A 26,070-nucleotide genomic window follows, 5' to 3' on the forward strand; every position below is an offset into this window, starting at 1 on the left:
CCCTGCCTGCCGGAGTGCAGGCGGGAAGCTCAGCTCGGCTTCTTGCCCAGCAGATCGCCAAGCCCGGCGAGCGCGCCTTTCGGCTTCGCCTCCTCCTCGGTCAGTACGCCCGCGTCGCGCAGCACCGCCGCCGCGTTCGCGCTGCGCGGGAACGGATCGAGCGCAAGCGCCATCGTCTCGGCCGCCGCTTCGCCGAGATCGATCGCACCGCCTTCATAAGGGATGGTGTCGAGCGAGCCTTCGTCCAGTTCGATTTCCTCGTCCTCGCCCGCAAAGCCTTCGGCCACGAACAGCAGCGCGACCGGCTCGTCCACAGTGACCGGGATCGGTTCGTCGGTCACGGTGCAGGCCTGCACCACGTCCGCGCCGACACGACCGCGCACCGCGATACCCGCCGCCTCTTGCCGCACTGCCAACGTTGCGTCGAGCCGGACGATCGAGACCAGCCCGAACCGCGCGGCGAGCGCGGCACGTTCGGCGGCGTCCGCGGTGATCGTCACGCTGCGCTCACCCGCTCCGATTGTGTCGATCCGCTCGGGGCGCGAAAATTCAGGGGCTGTCATGGCAAATCTCCGGCGATGATCGTGGCCGTGGGGGTGCGCGTGAGCGCGTCGCGAAAGTCGTGGAGCGCTGCCGCGACGTGGGTCAGCGCGGCGGGTGACGGGGCGGTGCCGCGATAGACGTTGCGCACCAGCGCGGCGTCGAGGCCGCCTGCGGCCAGCCCCTCGCGATACGCGCCGATCCGCCCGCCGAGCATGCTCATCATCTTGCTGATATGCTTGCCGACGATGATGTCACCGATGCCGATCTGGCGCAGCTGCCCGTCCATGTCGTCGACGAACCGCTCCGTCACGCGCGCAACCGTCTCGGCGCCGGCGGGATCGTCCTCCAGCCGCAGCAGCACGAAGGCGAGCAGGCTCGCGATCATGTCGAACCGGCCGTCCACCGTATCGGGCACCGCGCCGTCGAGGTACCAGTGCGGCGCGCGGCCACGTGCCACGATCGCGCTATACAGCGGCAGCGCCTCGGTATCCTGCGCCCCGAACATTCGGCCGATCCAGTTCAAGTGCGTCGACTCCCGCAAGCGCGGCCCTTGTTTGGCCATCAAGCTCGGCATATTGAGGCGATCGCGGCACGATGCAATGCGCGGTTTTTCGTTGCGGTAGCGGGTTCGGCAACTGGCTGCGTGCCGAGGAGATAATGATGACGGTGATTTCGGCGCGACGGTTCCTGGCGCCCGCTTTGGTCCTCGCGGCATTTGGCGCCAGCGGTTGCACGCAGTTGCGCACGCATCAGGGCTACGTAATCGATGCCGATCTGGTCAATTCGGTGCAGCCCGGCGTCGACACCCGCAAGTCGGTATTGTCCGTGCTGGGCACGCCGACCTTCGCCGCCGGGTTCCAGCAGCAAGGCGACTGGTATTACATCTCGCGGGATGCGCGCAACTTCGCCTACAACAACCCGCACGTGAAATCACAGACCACGCTCCGCATCAGCTTCGACGCGAAGGGCACTGTTACGGGAATCGACCGCACCGGCAAGGAACAGATCGCCTCGATCTCGCCGATGAAGAAGACCACGCCGACGCTTGGCCGCAAGACCAGCTTCTTCCAGCAGTTGTTCGGCAACATCGGCACGGTCGGCGCGATCGGCGGCGGTGGCAGCAGTCAGCCGAGCAACACCGGCCGCGACAAGCCGTAACGCGTCGTATCCGCTACGCAGGGCTAAGCGCATCGCTATGCCGCATTCGGCAAGGTAAAGGTGCGTTCGGCGGAAGACACCTCGGCCCGCCCGTCACGTCTGCTGTACGTATGCGACCGTCATCTTGATGGATGCGTGTGGCGCGCTGCGCCGTCGATGCCGGATCGGCCGCGCACGGGTGGGGGAGGGTGCGCGGCCGGTGCCGGTACAAAGCTACTGGGCACTAGTCCCGAAAGGGGGGAAAGGGACTCCGGCGTGAACGCGCCTGACCCAGAATGGTTCTCCGGCTTTTTGTGCGCCGAACGATAAACAGCATTTGAACGACCGCGTGCAGACGAAACGACGCGCCAAAGGCGATAATTCCTGGCGACGCAGACTCCGCAGGCGCACCAACGTCGGGCACGACAGCAACCTTTGCTTCTCATCCGCTTCGTATTGCCGCTCGCCGGCACCATCAGTGTAAAACGGCCCGGCCGCTGCACTAATTTCGTCCCGGCTGAAACGGCGAGACGATCGTCGGCGGTTGATCTGCGTCCAGCGCTGGTTTGTTGAGCTTGATTATCAAGCGCGTTGTGCGACACACCGTGGCGACGAACGAAAGATTGCGAATTCGGGGGCGAAGCGCTTTGGGGGCAGGGGGTATCGTCATCGCGGCGGTGGACGCGGTGTCGCGGGAAAGCATGCTGTTTGCTGCGATCGGATTTCTGATCGGCGGACTCGATGATCTTGCCATCGATGGGGTGTTCCTCGCCGTCTGGGCGCGGCGCCGACTGCGGCGGGTCGACATCGGCGATGGCTTTGTTGCGGATTATCCGATCAAGGCAACACCGCGCTGCTTCGCGGTGTTCGTACCTGCCTGGGACGAAGCGCCGGTGATCGGCGCGATGCTGCGCACCACGCTCGCTCGCTATGAAAGTGTCGATTATCGGCTTTACGTCGGCACCTACCCTAATGATCGCGCGACAATCGACGCAGTCGCCGCCGTTGCGGAAAGAGACGCGCGCGTGCGGTTGGTGATCGGCGAAAATAACGGGCCGACCACCAAGGCGGATTGCCTCAACACGCTGTGGCATGCGCTGAAGCGAGATGAGGCCGCGGGATCCAGGCAAGCGGCCGCGATCGTGCAGCATGACGCCGAAGACGTGGTGCACCCGCAGGAATTGCGGATTTATGATGCGTTGCTCGACCGCTATTCGGTCGTCCAGTTGCCGGTGCTGCCGCTGATCGATCGACGCGCCCGGCTCGTTTCGGGCCATTATGCGGATGAGTTCGCGGAGGCGCACGCCAAGAACCTGCTCGTGCGGCAGGCCCTTGGTGCCGGCATCCCGCTTGCTGGTGTCGGCTGTTGTATCCTGCGGGAGACTTTGGAGACGTTGTCGCAGGCAAGCGAAGGCAAGCCGTTCGATTCCGGCAGCATCACCGAAGATTACGAACTGGGCCTGACGCTCAGCCGGCTCGGCGCGGACAGCGTGATCGCCCGCGTACGAGAGCGGGCGGGCGGACCGCTGGTGGCGGTGCGCGCCTATTTCCCGTCCACGGTCGCAACGTCGGTCCGTCAGAAGGCGCGCTGGATGACCGGCATCGCGCTTGCCGGGTGGGACCGGATCGGCTGGGCGCCGGTACATGATCTGGCGGAACACTGGATGCGCATGCGTGATCGCCGCGCGCCATTTGCGGTGCTGATCCTTGCAGTGGCCTACATCGCGCTGGTTGTCTCGGCCGGGTCTGCCGTGGCGCATTGGATCGCCGCCACGCCGCGGCCGCGCATCAGCGGCACGACCGCGCGATTGCTGGAGGTGAATGCGGCGCTGCTCATCTGGCGCATGATGATGCGGGTGGCGTTCACCACCCGGGATTATGGCTGGATCGAAGGGCTGTGGTCGCTCCCGCGCGCGCTGGTCGGCAATTTCATCGCACTGGTCGCGGTTCGTCGCGCGGTCTGGCACTATGCGCGACTGTTGCGCGGTGCGGATCTGCACTGGGACAAGACCGCGCACGTGTTTCCCGAAGCCTCGGCGCTGGAGACGTGATCAGCGGGCCAGGGCGTCCGCTCCGCTTCCTTGGCATGTCGCTGGCGGGCTGGATCGGCTTGCGCGCGGTGATGTTGTGGCCGCACGTCGCGACCGTGCCGGACCTTGCCCGCGCGCTCGTACCGGGGCTGCCGGTGCGAACGGTGCTGCCGCCGCTCGCGCAACTGCCGATGATGACGGCAACGCCGCATGCACCGCTGGCCTGGTGGATGCCCTCTGCGCGCGCGGCGACGGTGCGCGGCGGGCGGCATCGGGATCCCGATCGGCTGGCGCTCGCGTTGCTTGGCTTCGCTCAGTTCGGGCCGCCCGACGATGCCGCGCCCGAGCCTGCCGCACCGCAACTGCTCGCCGGTCTGCCCCGGCCGGCGCCGCCGCCGCTTGCCCCAGGTACGGCCGTGCCGTCCCGCTGGTCTGGCAGTTTCTGGCTGGTGGCGCGCGGCGGTGGCGGCGTGACGAGCGCACCGCTCGGCGGGCAGCTCGGCGGATCGCAGGCGGGTCTGCGGCTGGCCTATCTGCTGGCTCGCAAGCACCGCATCGCAGCGATGGCGCGTGTCACCAGCCCGCTCGGTTCCGGCCTGCGCGAGGCGGCGGTGGGGCTGGAATGGCAGCCGACGCGACTGCCGGTGCGCATCGTCGCAGAACAGCGCGTGGCGCTGAACGCCGGCAAGGGCGGCCCGGCGGTGACGCTGGTCGGCGGCTTCGGTCCGCTGCCGATCGGCGGCGGTTTCCGGCTGGAAACCTATGCGCAGGCGGGCGCGATCCACCGCGAGCGCACCGAAGGGTTCGTCGATGGCGCGGCGCGTGTTTCGCACCGGGTGATGACGCTCGGCGCGATCCCGCTCGATCTCGGCGCGGGCCTGTGGGGTGGTGCGCAGCGCGGGGCCGAGCGGCTCGACATAGGTCCCTCGGTTTCGGCCACGCTGCCGATCGCCGGGCGACAGGCGCGGCTCTCGCTCGACTGGCGTGAACGGGTAGCCGGGCAGGCGCGGCCGGGCTCGGGCGTGGCGCTGACGCTAGGGGCGGATTTCTAGAGCAGGCGTGCACTATGCGCCTTTCGGGAGGTCGTGGGCGGCCAGCGCATTTTTCCGCCGCTCCCCGTCAACCGAGCTTTGCCCCGACCCGCGCAACCGGGTATCGCCCATCGGCAATGGACATCTACCTGCCGATCGCGAACCTGTCGGTGAACGCGCTGGTGATCGTGCTGCTCGGCGGCGGGGTCGGGTTGCTGTCGGGCCTGCTCGGCGTCGGCGGGGGGTTCCTGACCACGCCGTTGCTGATCGTCTACGGCATTCCGCCCACCGTCGCTGCCGCGTCCGCGGCCAGCCAGGTAACCGGCGCGAGCGTGTCGGGCGTGTTCGCGCATTTCCGACGGGGGGGCGTGGATACCAAGATGGGCGGCGTGCTGGTCGCGGGCGGGCTGCTCGGGTCGCTTGCGGGCGGGCAGGTGTTCCGGCTGCTGCAGGCGACCGGGCAGATCGATACGGTGATCGCGATCGTCTACGTGCTGCTGCTCGGCTTCATCGGAACGATGATGGCGCGCGAATCGATCGGTGCGATCCGCGTCGCGCGCGGGGCGCGGGCGCCGCGTGCGCGCAAACGGCGGCATCACCCGCTGGTCGCGGCGCTGCCGTTCCGCACGCGCTTCTACCGCTCGGGCCTGTATATCTCGCCGCTGGCGCCGCTGTTGCTGGGCTTCTTCGTCGGCATCCTGACGATCCTGCTCGGTGTCGGCGGCGGCTTCATTCTGGTGCCGGCGATGCTGTATCTGCTCGGCATGACCACGCAGGTGGTGGTCGGCACCTCGCTGTTCCAGACGCTGTTCACCACCGCGATGGCAACGATGGTGCACGCCACCACCACCAAGGCGGTCGATATCGTGCTGGCGGCGCTGCTGCTGCTCGGCTCGGTGGCGGGCGCGCAGGTCGGCGCGCGTTTCGCCGCCAAGGCCAAACCGGAATATCTTCGGCTCGGCCTCGCGGTGGTGGTGCTGGCGCTGGCGGTGTGGATCGCGATCGGGCTGGGGTGGCGACCGGCGGAAATCTATTCGGTCGAAGTGTCGTGAGGGTTTTAGCGTCGGCACTGCTGTTGCTTGCGCCCTTGCTGATGGCGACCGCGAACAAGCCCGTGCTGGTCCCCGACGTGGCGCAACGGCAGGTCGAGATCGTCTACAGCTTCACCGGCGCGGACCTGCTGCTGTTCGGCGCGATCCTCTACCCCGGCGGACGCCTGCCCGATGACGACAAGCCCACCGACATCGTCGTGGTGGTGAAAGGCCCGACGCAATCGATCCTGATGCGCGAGAAGGAGAAGCTGGGCGGGCTGATCTGGGTCAACGCCGCGCGCCAGCGCTACCGCTCCGCGCCGAGCTTCTACGCGATCGCCTCGTCGCGGCCGATCGCGCGACTGCTCGACGATCGGACGCGGGCGATCTACGAACTCGGCCTCGACAGCCTGCAACTCTCGGCCGCCTCCAGCGCGGCCAGCGCCGAGCAGACTCGCTTCGCGCGCGGTCTGGTCGATCTCAAACGGCGGACCGGCCTGTACGTACAGGCGCCGGGCAAGGTCGAGATCACCGATGGCGTGCTGTACCGCGCGGTGGTGACGATCCCCGCGCGCGTGCCGGTCGGGCGCTTTACCGCGGAGACGTTTCTCGTCCGCGATGGCCGGGTGCTTGCGGTGGCGACGCGCGAGATCGAGATTCGCAAGTCTGGCTTCGAGCGATTCGTCGCCCGCTCGGCCGAGCGGCATGCATTGTTGTACGGGCTCGTCGCGGTGGCGCTGTCGGTCGCGTTCGGCTGGGGCGCGGGCATGGTGGCGCGGCGGTTCTAGCCGCGCGCTGCCTTCACCCCGCACCGAAGATCGGGCAAGCGCGCCAAACCCGATCTTTACGACTCATCCGTAAGGGTCGTCCAATCAACAGGGTGGGACCAACAGACGCAATGACCGAGATGCCGGGCGCCGACGCCTTCGTCACATCCGCCGATTCGCTCGCGGCCGTGCGCGACCCGATCGGCATGGTGATGGAGATTGCCGGATCGAGCAGCCAGGTGATGCTCGATCCCGATTGCCTGACGGCGATCGGGGGTCATCCCGATCCGATCGTCGCGGCGGCCGGTTCTGTCGGCAGCCCGATCAAGATGCGCGTCGGCGGTATCTGGCTGGTCGCGAGTGTGCGTTCGCTGAAACTCACCGATGGCGGCGATCGGATCGCGGCGGTGGTCGATTTCCTTGGTGAAGGCGACGAACATCCCGGCACCGGCGTGCTAAGCCGCTTCCGGCGTGGCGTGACGCGCTATCCGACGCCGGGCTGCTACGTCTACCCGGCCGCCACGGCAGATCTCAAGCAGATCTACGCCACCGAGGATCGCGCCCATATCGAGATCGGTACGGTATATCCCACGCGCGACGTGCGCGCCGCGCTGTATGTCGATGCGATGCTCGGTAAGCATTTCGCGCTGTTGGGATCGACCGGCACCGGCAAGTCGACCACCGCCGCCCTGATCCTGCACCGCATCTGCGATCTCGCGCCGCAGGGGCATATCCTGATGATTGATCCGCACGGCGAGTATGCCGCTGCGTTTCGGTCGAACGGCGCGATCTTCGACGTGTCCAATCTCCAGATGCCGTACTGGCTGATGAATTTCGCGGAACATTGCGAGGTGTTCCTGACCTCGACCGGATCGTCGCGGCAGATGGATGCCGACATTTTGGCCAAATGCCTGCTGCTCGCACGCGCCAAGAGCCGGCTGGGGCAGGAGATCGCCAAACTGACGGTGGATGCGCCGATTCCGTATCTGCTCAGCGATCTGCTCAACTTTATCCAGGCGGAAATGGGCAAGCTCGACCGGGCGGGCGACACCGCGCCGTACATGCGGCTGAAAACCAAGATCGAGGAGATCAAGAGCGATCCTCGCTATGGTTTCATGTTCTCCGGGCTGCTGGTGGCGGACACGATGGCCGCGTTCATCGAACGCATCTTTCGCCTGCCCGGCGGCGGCAAGCCGATCTCGATCATCGACGTGTCGGGCGTGCCGTCCGAAATCACCTCTGTAGTGGTGGCGGTGCTGAGTCGGATGGTGTTCGATTTCGCGATCTGGTCGCGTAACGAACCGCAGCGCCCGATCCTGCTCGTCTGCGAGGAAGCGCACCGCTACATCCCCAACGATCGAAACGGCGACGCCTCATCGGTCGGCAAGATCCTCAGCCGAATCGCGAAGGAAGGCCGCAAATACGGCGTGTCGCTCGGGCTCATCACGCAGCGCCCGTCCGATCTGGCGGAAGGCGTGCTGTCGCAATGCGGCACGATCATCTCGATGCGGCTCAACAATGATCGCGATCAGGCGTTCGTCCGCGCCGCCATGCCGGAGGGCGCACGCGGCTTCCTCGATTCGATCCCGGCTTTGCGCAACCGCGAGTGCATCATCTGCGGCGAGGGTGTCGCCATCCCAATCCGCGTCGCGTTCGACGGGCTGGAGGAGGCGAAGCGGCCGGCATCCGAAGACCCGCTGTTCTCCGAATCGTGGACGGAAGTCGGCGGCGAGGACGAGATCATTGCCCGCACGATCAGGCGGTGGCGGGCGCAGGGGCGGTAGCGTCTTGATGCAAAACTTAAAAGTTTTGCATCAGGAAGCTAGGAAGCGATCCAAAGCCACCATCATCGGATTGCTGCTCGGCTTGCCCATCTTGAGCCGCCTATGATTACAGCACCGAGAGCCCAAATCAGCGCTAGCTGAAAAACGCTTGCTCCGATCGCTAACGGCAAGACAGATTTACCGCTGACCTCAAATTGATGCTCTGCAAATTTGACGCAGGCGCTACCGGAATTAGCGACATGTAAATGGCACGACCCAAGGTTGCGGAGGTATATTCCCACATGCTCGCGCGATAGCGATGACCAACGCAGCAAGGTGGCAATAACTAACCAAACCACGGAAAATATGGTGCCGACGCGAAGCCAGAACCGTAGCGGCATGCGGAGAAGAGCTTCAACCACGCGGATGCTTCCAATAGTAACAGGCCATCAAAGCACGTCGGCGGTGTTCCTAAAAGTGACAAATGGCGGGCTTCAGCTAGGCGACCATGCGAAATTCACAAATTTTGCATCAAGTGAAAGGTGCACAAAACCAGGCACGCCGCTGATGTATAATTCTAATGCACAAGCAGGTTGCGGCCGTGTCGTCGCTTACCGCCCCACCTTCACCGCCAACAAAGATCCCACCCGCGCCTTGAACGCACGCAGCGCCTCGCCCGAGAGTTGCACCACGCTCGACATCGAGATGCTGCGCGGATTGACGGAAACGCCGTTCTTCCACACTTCCCAATGCAGGTGCGGCCCGGTCGAAAGGCCCGTTGAACCGACATAGCCGATCACCGTCCCGCGCGCGACACGCGTTCCGGGGCGCACCGCGATACGGCTCATGTGGCCATAGCCCGTCACGATCCCGCCGCCGCTCGCCAGCTTGACGAAGTTGCCGTAGCCACCGGTGCGGCCGGCGAACTGGACCACGCCGTCCATCGCGGCGTGGATCGGCGAGCCCCATGGTGCGCCGATGTCCAGCCCCTTGTGCATCTTGAGGTACCCCAAGATCGGGTGCATCCGCAGGCCGAAGCTGGAGGTGATGTGCCCCGCCACCGGCATCCCCATCACCCCGCGCTGCTCGGTCTGGCCGGACGACTCGAACCACTGCGCGCGGTCGCCGTCGCCCCATTTCACCAGTTGCAGCCGGCGCCCGCCGCCACGGTTCAGCCCGGCGAACAGCAACCCGCCCAGTTGCACCTCGCCGGTGGCGGCGCGCGCCTGTTCGACGATGATGTCGAAACTGTCCGCGGCATGCACGTCGCTGCCCACCGACAGCCGGCTGGCGATCGCGCGGATGTACGATTCGACCGCCTTGGCGGGCGCGCCGGCAGCGCGCGCGGAGCGGTACAGGCTGGAGCCGACCAGGCCCTGAATCCGCAGCGGGGTATGGTCGATCGCGATCACCTGCCGGCTGAGCGCGAGCGCCCCACCGACGCGCTTCAGCGACAGTTGCAGGTCAAAGCGCGCGCGGAACGACAGCGCGTCGAGCGGGCGTGCCACCGCCTTGCTGTCGCGTCGGCCGAGCGTCAGGTCGATTTGCGTGCCGGGCGTGAGATCGCCGAGCGAGGTCGCGCTGGTGATGAGCCGCACCGCTTGGTCGGAGTCCCGCTCCGACACGCCGGCGCGGCGCAGCACCGCGGCGAAGCTGTCGCCCGTGCCGTAACTTGCCGACAGGTCGATGCTCGGCCGCTCGGGCGTTTCGGTGAGGGGGGCCACGAAATCGGTCGCCGCCATGCGGTGGCCGGTGTCGGCGCCGTAGGCGAGCGGCGCGATCGATTGCGCGCGCGCTTCGTCCCACTGGTCGCCGGTGAGCGGTGCGGCGACATCGCCGGCGATCGGGTGGCCGCGACCGGGCGACAGCATCAGCGCGCCCGCGCACAGCGCGGTGCAGGTGAGGGCGCCGCGCCACCACTGCGCCGATCCGATCTGCGATCCCAGATCCGGCACCCAGTCGATCTTCTCGACGCCGCTGCGGAGGCGATCGAATGCGGTCGGAGCAGGGAGCGGCACCAGCGCGCGGCCGAACGACACCGTCGCCGTGCCGCCGGCCTGTTCGATCCCGGATTCGTTACGCAAGAACAAGGCTGACTGCCCCCGATACCACGCCGCCCAACACGTTAGACCCCCGGCGTGAGGCCGAATCCCGTGTGGCGATGAAAAGTGAAAGTCAATTTAACCGCGCTGCCGCGCCCGTGCCGCTGCGGTGAAGCGTTCGGCAGGTGAGACAATGCTGTCGATTAACCAAATACCACAAGCATGCGATATGGTTAGCGCGGACCACTCCCTAAGGGCTTTCCGAACATCACGGCGGCCATGGGGTTGCGCATCGCCGTGCGCGGGGCGATGTTGATGGCGTCATGTCACGCGCCGATCACCGGGTCACCGCCGTTCTGGGGCCGACCAACACCGGCAAGACGCATCTCGCGGTTGAGCGGATGTGCGCGCATTGCAGCGGCATGATCGGCTTCCCGCTGCGGCTGCTCGCCCGCGAAGTCTATGACCGGGTGGTGAAGATCAAGGGCGCCAACCAGGTCGCGCTGATCACCGGCGAGGAGAAGATCGTCCCGAAGGACGCGCGCTGGTTCCTGTGCACCGCCGAGAGCATGCCGATCGACCGCGATGTCGCCTTCGTCGCGGTGGACGAGGCGCAATTGGGTGCCGACCCGGAGCGCGGCCACGTCTTCACCGACCGAATCTTACGCGCGCGCGGCCGCGAGGAGACCATGCTGCTTGGCTCCGAGGCGTTGCGCCCGATGGTCAAGGCGCTGGTCAAGGATGCCGAGATCATCACCCGCCCGCGCTTCTCGACCTTGAGCTACGCCGGTGCGCGAAAGATCAGCCGGCTGCCCAAACGCTCGGCGATCGTCGCCTTCTCGGCGGAGGAGGTCTACGCCGTCGCCGAGATGCTGCGCCGGTTGCGCGGGGGTGCGGCGGTGGTGATGGGCGCGCTGTCTCCGCGCACGCGCAACGCGCAGGTGGCGATGTTTCAGGCGGGCGAAGTCGATTATCTCGTTGCCACCGACGCGATCGGCATGGGGCTCAACATGGACGTCAGCCATGTCGCCTTCGCCTCCCTCCACAAGTTCGACGGCCATCGCCAGCGTCGCCTCACCGTGGCGGAGATGGCGCAGATCGCCGGCCGGGCCGGTCGGCACCAGCGCGACGGCACGTTCGGCGCTTTGGTCGATGAAGGACCGAGTGCGTTCGGTTCCGAGGAGGTACTGGCGATCGAGGAGCATCGCTTCGCTCCGCTCGACCACCTCTATTGGCGCGAGGGTGCGCCCGATCTTTCCAGCATTGACGCGCTGATCGCCAGCCTGGAGGTGCGCCCGGACTTCCGCGTTTTGCGTGCCGCACCGGAGGCGACCGATCTCGCCGTGCTGAAGCGGCTGGCGGGCGAGGACTGGGTGCGGCAGCGCGTGCGTGGGCAGCGCATGGTGACGCGGCTGTGGGCGGCGTGCGGCCTGCCCGATTTCCGCAAGCTTGGCGTCGATCCGCATGCGCGCTTCGTGGGTCGCGTGTTCGGCTATCTTAGCGACGGCAACGGCCATGTCCCGCACGAATGGTTCGCGAACGAGATCGCCCGGCTCGACAATGTCGCGGGCGATGTCGAGACGCTCGCCGGGCGGATCGCGGCGGCGCGAAGCTGGGCGTATATCGCCAACCGCGTCGACTGGCTCGCCGATCCCGCGCACTGGAGCGCGCGCGCCGGCGCGGTCGAGGAGCGGCTGTCGGACGCGCTCCACACCAGCCTGACGCAGCGCTTCGTCGACAAACGCACCACGCTGCTGATGCGGCAGATCGGTGCGGACCCGCGCGCACTGCCGGTCACGGTCGGGCCGCAGGGCGAGGTGAGCGTCGAGGATCATCCGATCGGCACGCTCCAAGGCTTCCGCTTCGTCGTCGCGCCGGAGGCGGGCCATGCCGACAAGCGCATGTTGCTCGCCGCCGCCGAACGTCGCCTCGGCAGCGAACGCGCGCGCCGCGCCAAGACGCTGGCCGAGGCGGTGGACGCGGACCTAAGCCTTGCCGACGATGCGCCGGCGATCCGCTGGGGCGGGCATGAGGTGGCGCGGTTGGCGCCAGGGCCGTCGCTCGCCCGCCCGCGCGTGGTGCTGGATCGCGGGCTCGATTGTCTGGAAAAGGCCGCGCAAGGGGCGGTGCGCGCGCGGATCGAACGCTGGACCACCGAACAGATCGCTCGGCGGCTGCCGGTGCTCGCCGCGCTCGATGCGGCGATGCGCGACCCACAGGCGACGCCGCCGCTGCGCGCGGTTGCGGCGGCGCTGGTCGACGCGGGCGGCATCGCCGCGCGGATCGGCATCGGCAGCGCGGTCGACGCGCTCGATCCACCCGCGCGCAAGCGGCTGCGGACGCTGGGGGTGACGATCGGCGCGCTTGATGTGTTCGATGCGCGGCTGCTCAAGCCTGAGCCGGCACGCTGGCGGCGCGCGCTGCTCGCCGCGCGCGGTGTCGCGGTGTCGCCGCCGCCGCCGACCGGGCCGACCGTGCTGCCGCGCGCCGCCGCTGGCGCGTGTCTCCAGCACGGCTACCGTCCGCTTGGGAGCCAGGCGGTGCGTGTCGACCTCGCCGAACGCATCGCGCGCGCGGTGCATGACGGGCGCAGCGGCCACCGCCCGTTCGCGCCCGATCCCGCGCTCGCCACCTCGATCGGCATGACGGCGGATACGCTCGCGCGGCTGATGGCGGCACTCGGCTTCCGCACCGCCAAGCCCGAGAGCGGCGAACCGCGCTGGGTGTGGCGCGGCCTGACCCGCGCGGTCGAGACCCGGCCAAGCCACGACAACGCCTTTGCCGCGCTTGCCGATCTGGGCGTGCGGCTTGGCTGAAGGGGCTGGCGAAACGATGCGGCTCGACCGCTTCCTGTGGTTCGCGCGGCTGGTGAAGACGCGGACCGTGGCGCAGGCGCTGGCCACCGCCGGCCACCTCCGCCTCAACGGTCGTCCGGTCGATCGCGCCGCCGCCGCCGTCCGCATCGGCGCGGTGATCGCGTTCGCCACGCCCTCGGGCCGGGTTCGCGCGATTCGGGTCGCGGCGCTGCCCGATCGGCGCGGGCCACCCGCCGAGGGCCGCGCCTGCTACACCGACCTGCTTGAGAACGCCTCGCAGCAAACGCCCGGTGATTGACGCGACACGCCAGCGCGCATAGCAGGGCGCCCGAGTATCGTCCCCCGGAGTGAGTACAATGACCTACGTCGTCACCGATGCCTGCATCCGCTGCAAGTATATGGACTGCGTCGAGGTGTGTCCGGTGGACTGCTTCTACGAGGGCGAGAACATGCTCGTCATCAACCCGAGCGAATGTATCGACTGCGGCGTGTGCGAGCCGGAATGCCCGGCCGAGGCGATCCTGCCCGATACCGAGAGCAATCTCGAACAGTGGCTCGAACTCAACACCACCTTCTCGGGGCAATGGCCCAACGTGACGCGCAAGCTCGACCAGACGCCCGCCGATGCGGATGCGATGAAGGGCGAAACCGGCAAGTTTGACAAATACTTCTCGGCCGAACCGGGCAAGGGCGACTAAGCGCCCACGTCGCTGCCGTAACGATCCCCCGCGCTGATGGTACGCCCGCGTTGTCGACGCCGGGCTGGTAATTTTGTTGCAAGTCTGTTATAGGATCGGCGACGGAAGCGCGGTTGCGCGCTTTCCTGCTGGAGACGTACCACCCACCACCCCGTAGCACCCCTGCATTACCCTCGCACGGTGCTGTTGCACGGGATCACCGGTCCACAGAAAGGCTAACGGAATGGCTGCCAAGGCGCTGTCCTTCGACGTCGGCGATTATGTCGTTTATCCCAAGCACGGCGTCGGCCGTGTCATCGAACTGCAGCGGCAGGAAATCGCCGGGATGCAACTCGAACTCTATGTGTTGCGCTTCGAGAAAGAACGCATGACGCTCCGCGTTCCCACCAACAAGGCGGAAAGCGTCGGCATGCGCAAGCTGTCGAGCGACAAGACGTTGCGTGAGGCGCTCGAAACGCTGACCGGCAAGCCGCGCGTGAAACGCACCATGTGGTCGCGCCGCGCGCAGGAATATGAGGCGAAGATCAACTCCGGTGATCTCGTTTCGATCGCCGAAGTCGTGCGCGACCTGTTCCGCGCCGACGATCAGCCCGAGCAGAGCTATTCGGAACGCCAGATCTTCGAAGCGGCGACCAGCCGCCTCGCGCGCGAACTCGCCGCGATGGAGCAGATCGACGAGCCGGCCGCGCAGGAGAAAATCCTGGAGATCCTGCGCAAAGCCGCTGCGATCCACAACAAGGACAAGGTCGCAGCCTGATCCGGGCATCGCGATCGACAGGAAAGGGGCGGCCGGTAACGGTCGCCCCTTTTCGTTTGTGCGAAGTGTCGTTGTGTATTATGCGTGCAATACACGATGGAGGATTAGATGCGCCGTTTGGTCATGATCGCTTTGCTGCCGCTGATCGCCTGCTCGCAACCCTCGCGCGGGTCCGATGCCGCCAGCGAAACGTCCGGGGCGACCAAGAGCACGTCGCGCCTATATGATCTCTCCGGCTTCACCGCCGTCGCGGCGCGCGGGCCGGATGATGTCGATGTCCGCACCGGCAGCGGCTTTTCGGTTCGTGCCGAGGGGCCGAGCGCGCAACTCGATCGTCTGCGCATCACCCGCGACGGCGACTCCCTACGGATCGATCGCAAGCCGAATACCGGTCTGCATTGGGGCGACAGCGGACACGTCAAGATCTTCGTGACGATGCCGCGCATCACCGCCGCCAATCTGGTCGGTTCGGGTGATCTCGCGATCGACCGGATCGACGGCGACCGTTTCCGGCTCGACAGCCAGGGTTCGGGCGACGTGGCGATCGGCACGCTCGGCGCGGAGTCGGCGGAACTGTTGCTCGCGGGATCGGGTGCGCTCACCGCGAGCGGCGACGTACGGCGCTTGGCGATCCAGCTCTCCGGTACCGGCGATGTCGATGCCGCCGGGCTGAAGGCCGGGGCGGCCACCGTCGCAGTCTCCGGCACCGGCGATGTCCGCGTCACCGTGGATGGCGCGGCGCAGGTCACCGCGTCTGGTACCGGCGACGTCGATCTCGGTCCGAAAGCGCGCTGTACGATCCGCAAGGGCGGCACTGGCGAGGTGCGCTGCGGCTGAACCCCTTGCGCGCCGCGGTAAAGCGGGCGATGCCTGCGGCGTGACCCGCTTTTTCCTCGCCATGCCGCTGCTCGTGCTTGCTGTTCCCGCGCACGCGGAGGAGCGGACGTTCGCGATCGGCAGCTTCGACCGGGTGCGCGTCGAGGGGCCGTTCCGCGTGATCGTTACGGTCGGCGCGTCGCCCGCCGGTTCCGCAAGCGGTGACGCCCGCACCATCGGCAATCTCGACGTGCACGTCGACGGCACCACGCTCAGCGTGCGCGCCGGCACCAGCGGCTGGGGCGAACAGGGCGGGGCGGGCGGCTCGGCCGCGCCGGTGATCCGGGTCGCGACGCCGGCGCTGCGCAGCATCGTCACGATCGGCGCGGCGCAGGTGCGGGTGGCCGGTGCCGCATGGCGTGGGCAGCGGCTCGACGTATCGCTCACCGGCAGCGGTTCGTTCGCCGCGCCGTCGATCGACGCGGACCAACTCGTCGCCACGGTGCTTGGTTCGGGTACGATGACGCTCGGCGGGCGCGCGGCGCGGGTGCGGCTGACCACCAGCGGCACCGCCAGCGTCGCGGCGGCCGCGTTGGTGGCGAACGACCTGATCGTCCGGCTCGATGGCAACGGCACGATCGACGCGCAGGCACGCTATACCGCCGCCGTCACCAGCACCGGGCTCGGCGAAGTCACCGTCTATGGCAGGCCGGCCTGCACGGTGCGGGCGGACGCGGGCGGTCCGGTGGTGTGCGGCAAGCGGGACGCGCCGGCGGGTTGACGCGGTACGCGGTGGGCGTGGTCTAAAGCAGCGCCAGCGCGCTCAGCTTGGCCAGCAGCGCCGACGGCATCGCGTCCGCCGTATAATCGCCTTCGCCAAAGTCGAGCGGCGCATCCTCCGCCTCCAGATAGCGCCAGCCCTGATGCGCGCGCTTGGGCCGGGGCTGTACCCGCATCAGCGTGGGGCCAAGCAGGATCGCCACGCGCCCGTCCTCGGCCTCCCCGAAACCGGTGATCGTCGACCGCGCTACCAGGGTATGTTTGATGATCCAGAACAGCGAACCCTGGCCCGCGATCTCCTCGTGCCGCTTGGGTAGGTAACGGGTGGTGAGGAACAGCGGACCCGCCGCGACGCGCGCCGCCAGCCGTTCGTCGAGCATGTCGAAGCTGGTGGACCCGAACGCGACCTTGGTGAGGTGGAGTGGCATCCACTCCATCTGGGCGCGGGGTGGCTAAGCGCCAAGCCCCCACAGGGTCGCCAGGCCCAGAAAGGAGAAAAACCCCATCACGTCGGTCATCGTCGTCACGAACACCGCCGAGGATACGGCGGGATCGACATCGAGCCGGTCGAGCGTCACCGGGATCAGCACACCCGACAGGCCGGCGATCAGGTTGTTGATGATCATCGCCAGCCCGATGACGATGCCGAGGTGCGCGTTGCCGAAGATCAGGAACGTGCCGACGCCGATCAGCAACCCCAGCATCGCACCGTTGGCGGCGGCGATGCGGAATTCGCGGAAGATCATGCGCGCGGTGTTCGAACTGGTCAGCTGGTTGGTGGCGAGCGCGCGCACCACCACCGCCAGCGTCTGTGTGCCGGCATTGCCGCCCATGCCCGACACGATCGGCATCAGCACGGCGAGCAGCGCGAACCGCCCGATCTCGCCCTGGAACAGCCCGACCACCGACGCGGCGAGCATCGCCGTGCCGAGATTGACCACCAGCCACAGGATGCGCGTGCGCACCGTCAGCAGCAGCGGTTCGTTGATATCGCCTTCGCCTGCGCCGGACAGGCGCAGGATATCCTCGCCGGCTTCCTGCTGGATGATGTGCACCACGTCGTCGACGGTGATCATGCCGACGAGCCGCCCGTTCATGTCGATCACGGCGGCGGAGATCAGCGCATATTTCTGGAAGCGCAGCGCGACTTCCTCCTGATCCATGTCGACCGGGATCAGGGTCTGCTCGCGCTGCATAACGTCGGCGATGGCGATGTTGCGCGGGGTGCGGAGAATCCACGACAGTTTGCACGTCCCGATCGGTTTGTGCGCGGGATCGACCACGTAGATTTCCCAGAAATCGGTGGTCAGCGCCTCATGCGTACGCAGATAGTCGAGCACGTCGCCGACCCGCCAGTGTTCCGGCACCGCGATCAGCTCGCGCTGCATCAGGCGGCCGGCGGATTCCTCTGGATAGCTCAGCGCCTCCTCGATCGCGGCGCGATCGTCGGGGTCGAGCGCGCGCAGCACCTCGCGCTGATCCTCCGCGTCCATGTCCTCGATGATCGCGACGGCATCGTCGGTGTCGAGTTCGGCGGCGATGTCGGCGATCTGGTGCGGTTCTAGCGCGTCGATCAGATCCTCGCGGACGTAATCGTTCATCTCGGCGAACACGTCGCCGTCGAGCAGGTCGGTCACCGCCTTGGCGAGATCGGCGCGGTCCTCGTGCGGGGTCAGCTCGAACAGATCGGCGATGTCGGCGGGGTGGAGCGGCTCGACCAGCGCGCGCGCGCCCTCGGCATCGCCCGCGTACACCGCGTCGAGCACCGCGCGGACGAACTCGGGTTTCAGCCGATCGTCCTCGTCGAGCTGGTCTTCGGTCTCGTCTTCGGCCTCGACCGGGGGGAGTTCGGTTTCGCTCATGCTTTCGCCTCCCTGCCAACCGGCGATCCGTTCGCGGGCTCTAACGCTGCGGGGACACAAAGCCAACGCTTGTGCTTTACACATGACGTGATTGTCAGCGGGAGGGATACTCCCTACGTGGCGATCATCTCATCAGGACAAGGATAGCAGGATGGCCGATACCCCCGAAACGCTGACGCTGACGCTGGAAACCGGCGATGTCGTGATCAAGCTGCGCCCCGATCTCGCGCCCAAGCACGTCGCGCGCATCGCCGAACTGGCCAACGAAGGTTTCTACGACGGCGTGGTGTTCCACCGCGTGATCCCGGGCTTCATGGCGCAGGGTGGCGATCCGTCGGGCACCGGCATGCGCGGGTCGGACAAGCCGAACCTGCCGGCGGAATTCTCCAAGGAGCCGCACGTGCGCGGCGTCGCGTCGATGGCACGTACCAACGATCCGAATTCGGCGAACAGCCAGTTCTTCATCGTGTTCGACGACGCCCGCTTCCTTGACGGCCAGTACACCGTGTGGGGCGAAGTGACCTCGGGCATGGAGCATGTCGATGCACTGCCCAAGGGCGAGCCGCCGCGCACCCCGGGCAAGATCGTCAAGGCAACGGCTGCCTGAACCGGATCGGCCTCCTCCCCGTTCGCGGGGAGGGGGCATCTGCTAGACGCTTGGGTCGGCGATCGCCGTAACCAGCCAGTCGTGGAACAGCTTGACCGGGCGTTGCAGCATCGCCCTGGGTCGGCAGGCGAACCAATAGGAATACGGGCTTTCGATCTCGATATCGAACAGCCGCACCAAGCGTGGATCGCGCGCATCCTCGAAATGGCTCTCGTGCATGAACGCGACGCCAAGGCCCTGCGCGGCCGCCTCCAGCATCAGCGGCCCTGAATCGAAATGGTCGATCGCGAGCGGTGCGGTATCTTGCAACCCCGCCGCGCTCCAGAATTCGGTGAACAGATCGGGCATGTCCTTATGCACGAGCGCGGTGATACCGGCGAGCTGCTCCGGGCGGGTGATCGGTTTCGGTCCCTCCAGCATCGCGCGCGCGCCGATCACGTACACCGCATTGCGGTCGAGCCGCTTGCCGTACAGCGCCGGGTCCATCTCCCGCGCCAACGCGATCACCGCGTCCAGCCCTTCGCCCAGTCGCGCGAAGCCGTGGCTGGCGGTGTCGATATCGAGATGCAGTTCGGGGTGCTTGCTGCGCAGATCCCCCAGATGCGGGAACAGCCGCTGCGACGCATATAGCGGCATGATCCCCAGCCGCAGCCGCAGCATCTCGGTGCCGCTTGTCATCACTTCGACCGCATCGGACAGGCTGTCGAGCGCGGGTGCGATCTGCTGCAACAGCCGTTCGCCGTCACCGTTCAGCACCACCGCCTGATGGCGACGTTCGAACAGCGGCTTGCCGATGAAACGCTCCAGCGCCTGGACGCGCCGGCTCAGCGCCGGCGCCGACAGCGCCAGTTCCTGCGACGCGGCCTTGATCGAGCCGAGCCGAGCGACTTGGACGAACGCCTCAATCGCGGTCAACGGGGGCAGTCTGCGCATCGAACTCCCGCTTCCTTGTGCACTGCAACGTAAGCGCTCTGGATGAAGCTAACCAGCTTTAAGATGCAAAAAGTGAAGTGCGATTGCAATATACGCATCTTTGCGGAAACCTTTCGCACTTGCACAAGTTTCCGCCGCGCTGCACAAAGCCCGTGCCTTTCAGGCATCCTCTCCTAAAAACTTTTACGGCCAGCCCTTTCGGGTTGGCCTTTTTTTTGTTTCGCCGATGTGCCGACCGTGGCTGCCTCGCCCTAGCCGTGATGGAACCACCTTCCTATCTCCCGCGCTTGACGGTCGGATTTGGGAGCGGGTGATGGCTGACAGCGAACCGGGAAAGAAGTTGCAGGTCGCCAACGCGCGCCCGGAGGATAGCGGGCGTGGTCTCGCCCATGTGCCCCGCGCGATCATGGCGGCGCTCGGCCTGACCGAAGGCGACGTGATCGAGATCGAGGGCAAGTCGACCACGCCGGCGCGCGCGGTCGCGCCCTATCCGGAGGACGAAGGTCTCGAGATCATCCGTATCGATGGTCTTCAGCGTGCCAATGCAGGCGTCGGCTCGGGCGATTACGTCGAGGTGCGCCGGGTCGAGTCGAAGCCGGCGACGCGGGTGGTGTTCGCACCCGCACAACAGAATCTGCGGCTGCAGGGCTCGTCGAACGCACTGAAACGCACCTTTCTCGGTCGCCCGCTGACGCAGGGCGATATCGTTGCCACCGCCGGGCAACAGCGCGTCGAGAACATGCCGCCGGGCGTGCAGCAGTTCCTGCGCTCGCCGGCCTACGCGCTTCAGGAAATCCGTCTCGCCGTCATCAGCACCACGCCGAAGGGCGTCGTGCATGTCGATGAGAATACCGAGATCGAGCTGCGCCCCGAATACGAGGAACCGAAGGAAGCCCGCCGCGCCGACGTCACCTATGACGATATCGGCGGCATGGGACCGACCATCGACCAGTTGCGCGAGATGGTCGAACTCCCCTTGCGCTACCCCGAACTGTTCCAGCGACTCGGCGTCGATCCGCCCAAGGGGGTGTTGCTGCACGGGCCGCCCGGCACTGGCAAGACCCGGCTGGCGCGCGCGGTCGCGAACGAATCGGCGGCGGAGTTCTTCCTTATCAACGGTCCGGAGATCATGGGGTCTGCGTACGGCGAATCGGAAAAGCGCCTGCGCGACGTGTTCGAGGAAGCCGCCGCCAATGCGCCCTCGATCGTGTTCATCGACGAGATCGATTCGATCGCGCCCAAGCGTGGCCAAGTGTCGGGCGAGGCGGAGAAGCGCCTCGTCGCGCAGTTGTTGACGCTGATGGACGGGCTGGAGGCGCGCGCCAATGTGGTGGTGATCGCCGCTACCAACCGCCCCGAGGCGATCGACGAGGCGCTGCGCCGGCCCGGCCGGTTCGACCGCGAGATCATCGTCGGCGTGCCGGACGAACGCGGTCGTCGCGAAATCCTCGGCATCCACACGCGCGGTATGCCGCTTGGCGACAAGGTCGATTTGGCGGAACTGGCGCGCACCACCTACGGCTTCGTCGGCGCCGATCTTTCCGCGCTGGCGCGGGAGGCGGCGATTGAGGCGGTGCGGCGGATCATGCCACGGCTCAATCTCGCCGAGGGGACGATACCGCCCGAGGTGCTCGATACGCTGGCGGTTACGCGAGAGGACTTCCTCGATGCGCTAAAACGCGTCCAGCCGAGCGCGATGCGCGAGGTGATGGTAGAGGCGCCGCGCGTTCGCTGGGAAGATGTCGGCGGGCTCGACGATGCGCAGATGCGGCTCAAGGAAGGCGTCGAGCTGCCCTTGAAGGATCCGGATGCGTTCCGTCGTCTTGGCATCCGCCCGGCCACCGGTTTCCTGCTCTACGGCCCGCCCGGCACCGGCAAGACCTTGCTGGCCAAGGCGGTCGCGCGTGAGGCGCAGGCAAACTTCATCGCTACCAAATCGTCCGATCTGCTCAGCAAATGGTACGGCGAAAGTGAACAGCAAATTGCCAAGCTGTTCGCGCGCGCGCGGCAGGTCGCACCGTGCGTGATCTTCATCGACGAACTCGATTCGCTGGTGCCGGCGCGCGGCGGCGGCATGGGCGAGCCGCAGGTGACCGAACGCGTCGTCAACACCATCCTTGCCGAAATGGACGGCCTGGAGGAATTGCAGGCGGTCGTCGTGATCGGCGCGACCAACCGTCCGAACCTGATCGACCCGGCGTTGCTCAGGCCAGGCCGGTTCGACGAGTTGATTTACGTCGGCGTGCCCGACCGCGCCGGGCGAGAACGAATTCTGCGGATCCAGTCGGCGAAGATGCCGCTCGCGGACGATGTCGATCTTGCCGATCTCGCTGGCCGGACCGATCGCTTCACCGGCGCGGATCTTGGCGATCTGGTGCGGCGGGCAGGTCTGGTGGCGCTGCGCCAGTCGCTCTCGGTCGACCTGGTCACGCAGGCACATTTCGACGAAGCGCTGAAGGAATCGCGCGCTTCGGTGACGCCTGAGTTGGAACGCGAGTACGAGCAGATGTCGACCCGGCTCAAGCAGGACGCATCGTCGCTCCAGCCGATCGGCTTTGTCGCGCCCGGCCAGTTGCGGCCCCGCGAGAGCTGATGGCAGGGTGTCGCGACCGGCCGTTCGCCGGCGCGGCACCCGCCGCTGTCGCTACTTCCGCCAGCGATAGCCGCGCGTAGCCTTGGCGATGATCACTTCATATCGCGCATACCAACGGCCGCGCCCGGCTTCGCGGATGTCAGTGTGGCGTGGGTTCTCGCGCCACGCGATCGCGCTGGCCTCATCCGCCCAGAAACTGACGGTGATGCCGAAAAGATCGTCGCCGCGCGCGCTTTCGAGGCCGCAGTACCCCGGTTGCGTGGCCGCCAAGGCAGCCATCTCCGCCGCAGCCGCAGCCGCAGCGTAGCCGGCATCATCCTCGCCGGTCCGAAGCGACATAAACACGACGATCGTCTGGCCAGTCCGGTCCTGATCCACGCTTTGGCGATGCCGCGTGCACGTCGGGCTTGCAACCGATTTGCGATCGTGGTGGTTACGCCGATGTGACAACCACGACAGGATGCGCCGTTGCCCCCTTCCAGCCTTAGTGATCGCGCAGCCGTCCGTCCGCGCAAATGGCAGAACTCTCCGCAGGCGATGTTCCTGCGCGGTTTCATCAAACATCCCGTGATGGTGGGCTCGATCGTGCCGTCTTCGCAGCGGCTGATCGCGAAGATGCTGGCACGGGTCGACTGGGGCAAGACCAAGCTGTTCGTCGAATATGGCCCCGGAGTCGGCACGTTCTGCCAGCCGATCCTCGACCGGCTCGCCCCCGATGCGACGCTGCTGGTGATCGATACCAATCCGGATTTCATCCAGCATCTGCGCCGCGAGATCCGCGATTCGCGCTTCATCGCGGTCCAGGGATCGGCGGCGGACGTGGCGGCGATCATCGCCGGGCACGGTTTCGACGCGGCCGATTACGTGTTGTCGGGCCTGCCGTTCTCGACGCTGCCGCCCGGCGTCGGCGATGCCATCGCGGCGGCGACCCATACCGTACTGAGTCCGGGCGGCGCGTTCCTAGTATACCAGTTCCGCGCCCGCGTGCGCGATTTCCTCGCCCCGCATTTCACCCGGATCGACCCCGCCTTCGAATGGTGGAACGTGCCGCCCGCGCACCTCTTCTGGGCCTGGAAGGACTAAGCCGCGATCGGAAAGCGCAACAGCCGGTCCTGCACCGGCACCAGCGCTTCGGCACCGACGCCCACCGCGCGCACGATCTCGGGATGGCCGACGTCGAGCCCACCGGTCAGCGATCCGAATGCCGGCAGCACCAGCTTGCGCGCGGTCGCTACGAAGCACCGCCGCGAGATGTTCTGGCCACGCACGCGCAGCCGTAGCTTGGGATGGTAATGGCCGGATAATTCTGCCCGCACCTCTCCCGCGACGGCTTCATGGCGCAGCACCAGTCCGTCGACCACCGCCTCTGCCACCACATCGCCGCCGCAGCGATCGACGAGCGCGAAATCGTGATTGCCGGTAATCCAGGTCCAGCGGCGCGTGGCGGTCAAATCGCGCAACATCGCCTGCGCCGCCTCCGGCAAGCGGTCGCAGCCCGCGCTGTCGTGGAAACTGTCGCCCAGACACCAGATTTCCGCCGCTTCGGTCGCGGCAGCGAGCGCGGTCAGATCCGCCAGCGTCGCCAGCGAGTCATACGGCGGCAGCATCTGCCCGCGCATTGCGAACCAGCTCGCCTTCTCGAAGTGCAGATCGGCGACGATCAGCGCGGCGCGCGCCGGCCAGAACAACGCGCCTTGCGTCAGCGCGATCAGATCGTAGCCTGCGAACGAAAAGCGAACCATGTTCCGGCTATGACGGCAAAAGCGCTGCCGGATCAAGCCCGGACCGGTACATGCGCGGCGCAACAATTCCCTTTGCACGCCCGTTCAGCAAGCGTACAGCGCCCCGTCTTTCAAGCCGCCCACATTGACAGGTCTGCCCATGTCCTCCGTGCCTGAAACGACAGGTCAGCCCGCGTCAGCGCACTTGGCGCACCCGCATCCCGCCATCGCGGCGCTGACGATCGGCGCGATCGGCGTGGTGTTCGGCGACATCGGCACCAGCCCGATCTATGCTTTCCGAGCCGCCCTTGCGCTCACCACCGCTGACGGTGCGGAGGTGAACGAGGTGCTTGGCGTGCTGAGCCTCGCCTTGTGGTCGCTGATCTTCGTCGTAACCATCAAATACGTCGTGTTCCTGATGCGCGCCGACAATCACGGTGAGGGTGGTGTGCTCGCGCTGACCGCGCTGGCCAGGCGGGCGCTCGGCAAACGCTCGATGATCGCCCTAGTGCTGGGCGCATCGGGCGCCGCGCTGTTCTACGGCGATGCGATCATCACGCCCGCTCTATCGGTGCTGTCGGCGGTCGAAGGCCTTAAAACACTGCCCGGCGCGGGCGGGATGTTCGGCGATGACCTGATCCTGTTCCTCACCATCGCGATCCTGATCGGTCTGTTCGCGATCCAGTCGCGCGGCACTGCCAGCGTATCAAGGCTGTTCGGGCCGGTGTGCATCCTGTGGTTCCTGTGCATCGGCGCGCTCGGCCTATGGCATATCTCCGACGAGTTCTCGATCGTGCGCGCGTTCCTGCCATCCTACGGCGTGATGTTCCTCGCGACGCACGGCGTGACCGGGCTGTTCGTGCTGGGCGCGGTGTTCCTGACGGTGACCGGCGCGGAGGCGCTGACCGCCGACATGGGTCATTTCGGGGGCCGCCCAATCCGGATCGGCTGGTTCAGCCTCGTGCTGCCGTGCCTGTTCCTGAATTATCTGGGCCAGGGCGCCTTTGTATTGAACGCGCTGGAGACGGCGCATGCGGCGGGTCGCGACATCGGCGATCAGGACTGGTTCTTCCTGATGGCTCCCGAGTCGGTGCGGCCGTTCCTCATCGTGCTGTCGTTGATGGCCACGATCATCGCGAGCCAGGCGGTCATCACCGGCGCCTATTCGCTCACGCAACAGGCGATCCAGCTCGGCCTGCTGCCGCGCCTGCGCATCCGCCAGACCTCCGCGTCGCAGGCCGGGCAGATCTACCTGCCGTCGATCAACTGGCTGTTGCTGGCCGGCGTGCTGATCCTGGTCGTCCAGTTCCGCACCTCCTCGGCGATGGCGGCGGCATACGGCATCGCGGTGACCGGTACGATGGTGGTGACGACCTGCCTCGCCTATATCGTCGTGCGGCATACCTGGGGCTGGTCACGGGCGCGATCGATTCCGCTGATCCTGCCGTTCCTCGCGCTCGATCTGGTGTTCTTCGGCGCGAATATCCTGCGCGTGGTCGAGGGGGGCTGGGTGCCGCTGCTGGTGGCGGCAGTGATCGGCTTCCTCGTGGCGACATGGGTGCGCGGGCGCGGCATCGTGCGCGCGTTCGAGAAGCGGCAGAGCGTTCCGCTCGCCGATCTCGCCGCCGCCTTGTCGCGCCGTCCGCCGGAGCGGGTCGAGGGGACGGCGGTGTTCCTGACCGCCAACGCGGAGGGCGCGCCGGGCGCGTTGCTCCACAATCTCAAGCACAACAAGGTGCTGCACGAGCGTAACCTGATCGTCAGCATCCGCACCGCCGACCGACCGTTCGTCGATGAGGATGAGCGGATCCGCACCAACCCGATCGACGATAATTTCAGTTCGATCGTGTTGACCTACGGCTTCATGGAATCGCCCGACGTGCCGCATGACCTCGGTCTGGTGAACACGGGCGAGCGCAAGGTCCTCAATCCGGCCAAGACGAGCTATTTCATCGGCCGCAACACCATCAAGCCAGCGGCGGATCAGGGTATGCCGATCTGGCAGGACCGCGTGTTCATGTTCCTCCAGCGCAATGCCAGCGACCCGACCGACTTCTTCCACATCCCACCGGGCAAGGTGCTGGAACTGGGCGAGCAGGTCACGGTGTAGGCTGGACGGGCCGCGGCGCTTGCTTGCTTCCCC

General features: G+C 66.8%; 24 protein-coding genes. 16 read left to right on the top strand and 8 right to left on the bottom strand.

Features of this window, described 5'->3' with window-relative positions; all coding sequences use genetic code 11:
* Positions 1-29: 29 nt before the first annotated feature.
* The gene (locus L8F97_RS15525) at positions 30-563 is read right to left on the bottom strand and encodes a YceD family protein (RefSeq protein WP_242152140.1); all 534 of its coding nucleotides are present in this window, start codon (positions 561-563) and stop codon (positions 30-32) included.
* A complete protein-coding gene (locus L8F97_RS15530; protein WP_242152143.1) occupies positions 560-1,048 on the bottom strand; it encodes a ubiquinol-cytochrome C chaperone family protein in 489 nt (162 codons plus the stop codon). Before L8F97_RS15530 ends, L8F97_RS15525 begins: the two co-directional genes overlap by 4 nt.
* Before the next feature lie 155 nt (positions 1,049-1,203).
* Here L8F97_RS15530 and L8F97_RS15535 point away from each other — a divergent pair, with 155 nt between their 5' ends.
* The 6 genes from L8F97_RS15535 (at position 1,204) to L8F97_RS15560 (ending at position 8,323) form a co-directional block, all read left to right on the top strand.
* A complete protein-coding gene (locus tag L8F97_RS15535; RefSeq protein WP_242152146.1) occupies positions 1,204-1,701 on the top strand; it encodes an outer membrane protein assembly factor BamE in 498 nt (165 codons plus the stop codon).
* A gap of 626 nt (positions 1,702-2,327) precedes the next feature.
* On the top strand, positions 2,328-3,731 hold the full coding sequence (locus L8F97_RS15540) for a glycosyl transferase family protein (RefSeq protein ID WP_242152149.1): 1,404 nt from the start codon (positions 2,328-2,330) through the stop codon (positions 3,729-3,731).
* Positions 3,728-4,762, top strand: coding sequence for a hypothetical protein (locus tag L8F97_RS15545; protein WP_242152153.1), 1,035 nt, complete (start codon positions 3,728-3,730; stop codon positions 4,760-4,762). Before L8F97_RS15540 ends, L8F97_RS15545 begins: the two co-directional genes overlap by 4 nt.
* A gap of 116 nt (positions 4,763-4,878) precedes the next feature.
* On the top strand, positions 4,879-5,793 hold the full coding sequence (locus tag L8F97_RS15550; RefSeq protein ID WP_242152156.1) for a sulfite exporter TauE/SafE family protein: 915 nt from the start codon (positions 4,879-4,881) through the stop codon (positions 5,791-5,793).
* A gap of 41 nt (positions 5,794-5,834) precedes the next feature.
* Positions 5,835-6,560, top strand: a complete 726-nt coding sequence (locus L8F97_RS15555) for a TIGR02186 family protein (protein WP_242152343.1) — start codon at positions 5,835-5,837, stop codon at positions 6,558-6,560.
* Positions 6,561-6,670: 110 nt separating this feature from the next.
* Positions 6,671-8,323: an ATP-binding protein gene (locus tag L8F97_RS15560; protein ID WP_242152159.1), complete on the top strand. Its 1,653-nt coding sequence runs from the start codon at positions 6,671-6,673 to the stop codon at positions 8,321-8,323.
* 590 nt (positions 8,324-8,913) lie between these two features.
* On the opposite strand, the gene L8F97_RS15565 is transcribed toward L8F97_RS15560, so the two are convergent.
* Positions 8,914-10,392 (bottom strand): M23 family metallopeptidase, encoded by a 1,479-nt coding sequence (locus tag L8F97_RS15565; protein WP_242152164.1) that lies wholly within the window; start codon positions 10,390-10,392, stop codon positions 8,914-8,916.
* 275 nt (positions 10,393-10,667) lie between these two features.
* Between L8F97_RS15565 and L8F97_RS15570 the strand changes: the two genes are divergently transcribed.
* From L8F97_RS15570 to L8F97_RS15595, 6 genes are all read left to right on the top strand, one after another.
* Complete coding sequence (locus L8F97_RS15570; RefSeq protein ID WP_242152167.1) at positions 10,668-13,160, top strand: helicase-related protein; 2,493 nt, start codon at positions 10,668-10,670, stop codon at positions 13,158-13,160.
* Positions 13,153-13,458, top strand: a complete 306-nt coding sequence (locus L8F97_RS15575) for an RNA-binding S4 domain-containing protein (protein WP_409929054.1) — start codon at positions 13,153-13,155, stop codon at positions 13,456-13,458. The genes L8F97_RS15570 and L8F97_RS15575 overlap by 8 nt, the downstream gene beginning before the upstream one ends.
* A 58-nt stretch (positions 13,459-13,516) precedes the next feature.
* Positions 13,517-13,858, top strand: a complete 342-nt coding sequence (fdxA, locus tag L8F97_RS15580) for a ferredoxin FdxA (RefSeq protein ID WP_242152169.1) — start codon at positions 13,517-13,519, stop codon at positions 13,856-13,858.
* 223 nt (positions 13,859-14,081) lie between these two features.
* Positions 14,082-14,615 carry a CarD family transcriptional regulator gene (locus L8F97_RS15585; RefSeq protein WP_242152172.1) on the top strand — a complete coding sequence of 178 codons (534 nt, stop codon included), beginning with the start codon at positions 14,082-14,084 and terminating at the stop codon, positions 14,613-14,615.
* 108 nt (positions 14,616-14,723) lie between these two features.
* Positions 14,724-15,452, top strand: a complete 729-nt coding sequence (locus L8F97_RS15590) for a head GIN domain-containing protein (protein ID WP_242152175.1) — start codon at positions 14,724-14,726, stop codon at positions 15,450-15,452.
* 40 nt (positions 15,453-15,492) lie between these two features.
* Positions 15,493-16,212, top strand: coding sequence for a GIN domain-containing protein (locus L8F97_RS15595; protein WP_242152178.1), 720 nt, complete (start codon positions 15,493-15,495; stop codon positions 16,210-16,212).
* 22 nt (positions 16,213-16,234) lie between these two features.
* Here the strand turns inward: L8F97_RS15595 and L8F97_RS15600 are convergent, their stop codons facing one another.
* Both L8F97_RS15600 and mgtE read right to left on the bottom strand, forming a co-directional pair.
* Positions 16,235-16,639 carry a DUF1489 family protein gene (locus L8F97_RS15600; protein ID WP_242152180.1) on the bottom strand — a complete coding sequence of 135 codons (405 nt, stop codon included), beginning with the start codon at positions 16,637-16,639 and terminating at the stop codon, positions 16,235-16,237.
* Between the two features lie 24 nt (positions 16,640-16,663).
* Positions 16,664-18,073 carry a magnesium transporter gene (gene mgtE / locus L8F97_RS15605; protein WP_242152185.1) on the bottom strand — a complete coding sequence of 470 codons (1,410 nt, stop codon included), beginning with the start codon at positions 18,071-18,073 and terminating at the stop codon, positions 16,664-16,666.
* 151 nt (positions 18,074-18,224) lie between these two features.
* Between mgtE and L8F97_RS15610 the strand changes: the two genes are divergently transcribed.
* Complete coding sequence (locus L8F97_RS15610) at positions 18,225-18,680, top strand: peptidylprolyl isomerase (RefSeq protein ID WP_242152187.1); 456 nt, start codon at positions 18,225-18,227, stop codon at positions 18,678-18,680.
* 42 nt (positions 18,681-18,722) lie between these two features.
* Here the strand turns inward: L8F97_RS15610 and L8F97_RS15615 are convergent, their stop codons facing one another.
* A complete protein-coding gene (locus L8F97_RS15615) occupies positions 18,723-19,613 on the bottom strand; it encodes a LysR substrate-binding domain-containing protein (RefSeq protein WP_242152190.1) in 891 nt (296 codons plus the stop codon).
* A gap of 313 nt (positions 19,614-19,926) precedes the next feature.
* On the opposite strand from L8F97_RS15615, the gene L8F97_RS15620 reads away from it, so the two are divergent.
* Positions 19,927-22,206 carry a CDC48 family AAA ATPase gene (locus tag L8F97_RS15620; RefSeq protein WP_242152193.1) on the top strand — a complete coding sequence of 760 codons (2,280 nt, stop codon included), beginning with the start codon at positions 19,927-19,929 and terminating at the stop codon, positions 22,204-22,206.
* A 51-nt stretch (positions 22,207-22,257) separates the two neighbouring features.
* Here L8F97_RS15620 and L8F97_RS15625 read toward each other — a convergent pair whose 3' ends face one another.
* Positions 22,258-22,545 carry an antibiotic biosynthesis monooxygenase family protein gene (locus L8F97_RS15625; protein ID WP_242152196.1) on the bottom strand — a complete coding sequence of 96 codons (288 nt, stop codon included), beginning with the start codon at positions 22,543-22,545 and terminating at the stop codon, positions 22,258-22,260.
* Between the two features lie 129 nt (positions 22,546-22,674).
* Between L8F97_RS15625 and L8F97_RS15630 the strand changes: the two genes are divergently transcribed.
* Positions 22,675-23,289: a class I SAM-dependent methyltransferase gene (locus L8F97_RS15630; RefSeq protein WP_242152199.1), complete on the top strand. Its 615-nt coding sequence runs from the start codon at positions 22,675-22,677 to the stop codon at positions 23,287-23,289.
* Here the strand turns inward: L8F97_RS15630 and pdeM are convergent.
* On the bottom strand, positions 23,286-23,948 hold the full coding sequence (gene pdeM, locus L8F97_RS15635) for a ligase-associated DNA damage response endonuclease PdeM (protein ID WP_242152202.1): 663 nt from the start codon (positions 23,946-23,948) through the stop codon (positions 23,286-23,288). The two genes, L8F97_RS15630 and pdeM, sit on opposite strands and share 4 nt — an antisense overlap.
* 139 nt (positions 23,949-24,087) lie before the next feature.
* Here pdeM and L8F97_RS15640 point away from each other — a divergent pair, with 139 nt between their 5' ends.
* A complete protein-coding gene (locus L8F97_RS15640) occupies positions 24,088-26,037 on the top strand; it encodes a potassium transporter Kup (protein ID WP_242152205.1) in 1,950 nt (649 codons plus the stop codon).
* Positions 26,038-26,070: the final 33 nt, after the last annotated feature.

Source organism: Sphingomonas sp. BAUL-RG-20F-R05-02 (assembly GCF_022662305.1).
GTDB lineage: Bacteria > Pseudomonadota > Alphaproteobacteria > Sphingomonadales > Sphingomonadaceae > Sphingomonas.

Coding starts and splice junctions, on each gene's coding strand:
- L8F97_RS15600 (WP_242152180.1), bottom strand. CDS start 16,639: ATGCCACTCCACCTCACCAAGGTCGCGTTCGGGTCCACCAGCTTCGAC.
- L8F97_RS15615 (WP_242152190.1), bottom strand. CDS start 19,613: ATGCGCAGACTGCCCCCGTTGACCGCGATTGAGGCGTTCGTCCAAGTC.
- L8F97_RS15570 (WP_242152167.1), top strand. CDS start 10,668: ATGTCACGCGCCGATCACCGGGTCACCGCCGTTCTGGGGCCGACCAAC.
- L8F97_RS15560 (WP_242152159.1), top strand. CDS start 6,671: ATGACCGAGATGCCGGGCGCCGACGCCTTCGTCACATCCGCCGATTCG.
- L8F97_RS15585 (WP_242152172.1), top strand. CDS start 14,082: ATGGCTGCCAAGGCGCTGTCCTTCGACGTCGGCGATTATGTCGTTTAT.
- L8F97_RS15525 (WP_242152140.1), bottom strand. CDS start 563: ATGACAGCCCCTGAATTTTCGCGCCCCGAGCGGATCGACACAATCGGA.
- L8F97_RS15550 (WP_242152156.1), top strand. CDS start 4,879: ATGGACATCTACCTGCCGATCGCGAACCTGTCGGTGAACGCGCTGGTG.
- L8F97_RS15625 (WP_242152196.1), bottom strand. CDS start 22,545: ATGTCGCTTCGGACCGGCGAGGATGATGCCGGCTACGCTGCGGCTGCG.
- fdxA (WP_242152169.1), top strand. CDS start 13,517: ATGACCTACGTCGTCACCGATGCCTGCATCCGCTGCAAGTATATGGAC.
- mgtE (WP_242152185.1), bottom strand. CDS start 18,073: ATGAGCGAAACCGAACTCCCCCCGGTCGAGGCCGAAGACGAGACCGAA.
- pdeM (WP_242152202.1), bottom strand. CDS start 23,948: ATGGTTCGCTTTTCGTTCGCAGGCTACGATCTGATCGCGCTGACGCAA.
- L8F97_RS15620 (WP_242152193.1), top strand. CDS start 19,927: ATGGCTGACAGCGAACCGGGAAAGAAGTTGCAGGTCGCCAACGCGCGC.
- L8F97_RS15610 (WP_242152187.1), top strand. CDS start 18,225: ATGGCCGATACCCCCGAAACGCTGACGCTGACGCTGGAAACCGGCGAT.
- L8F97_RS15555 (WP_242152343.1), top strand. CDS start 5,835: ATGGCGACCGCGAACAAGCCCGTGCTGGTCCCCGACGTGGCGCAACGG.
- L8F97_RS15590 (WP_242152175.1), top strand. CDS start 14,724: ATGCGCCGTTTGGTCATGATCGCTTTGCTGCCGCTGATCGCCTGCTCG.
- L8F97_RS15530 (WP_242152143.1), bottom strand. CDS start 1,048: ATGTTCGGGGCGCAGGATACCGAGGCGCTGCCGCTGTATAGCGCGATC.
- L8F97_RS15640 (WP_242152205.1), top strand. CDS start 24,088: ATGTCCTCCGTGCCTGAAACGACAGGTCAGCCCGCGTCAGCGCACTTG.
- L8F97_RS15535 (WP_242152146.1), top strand. CDS start 1,204: ATGACGGTGATTTCGGCGCGACGGTTCCTGGCGCCCGCTTTGGTCCTC.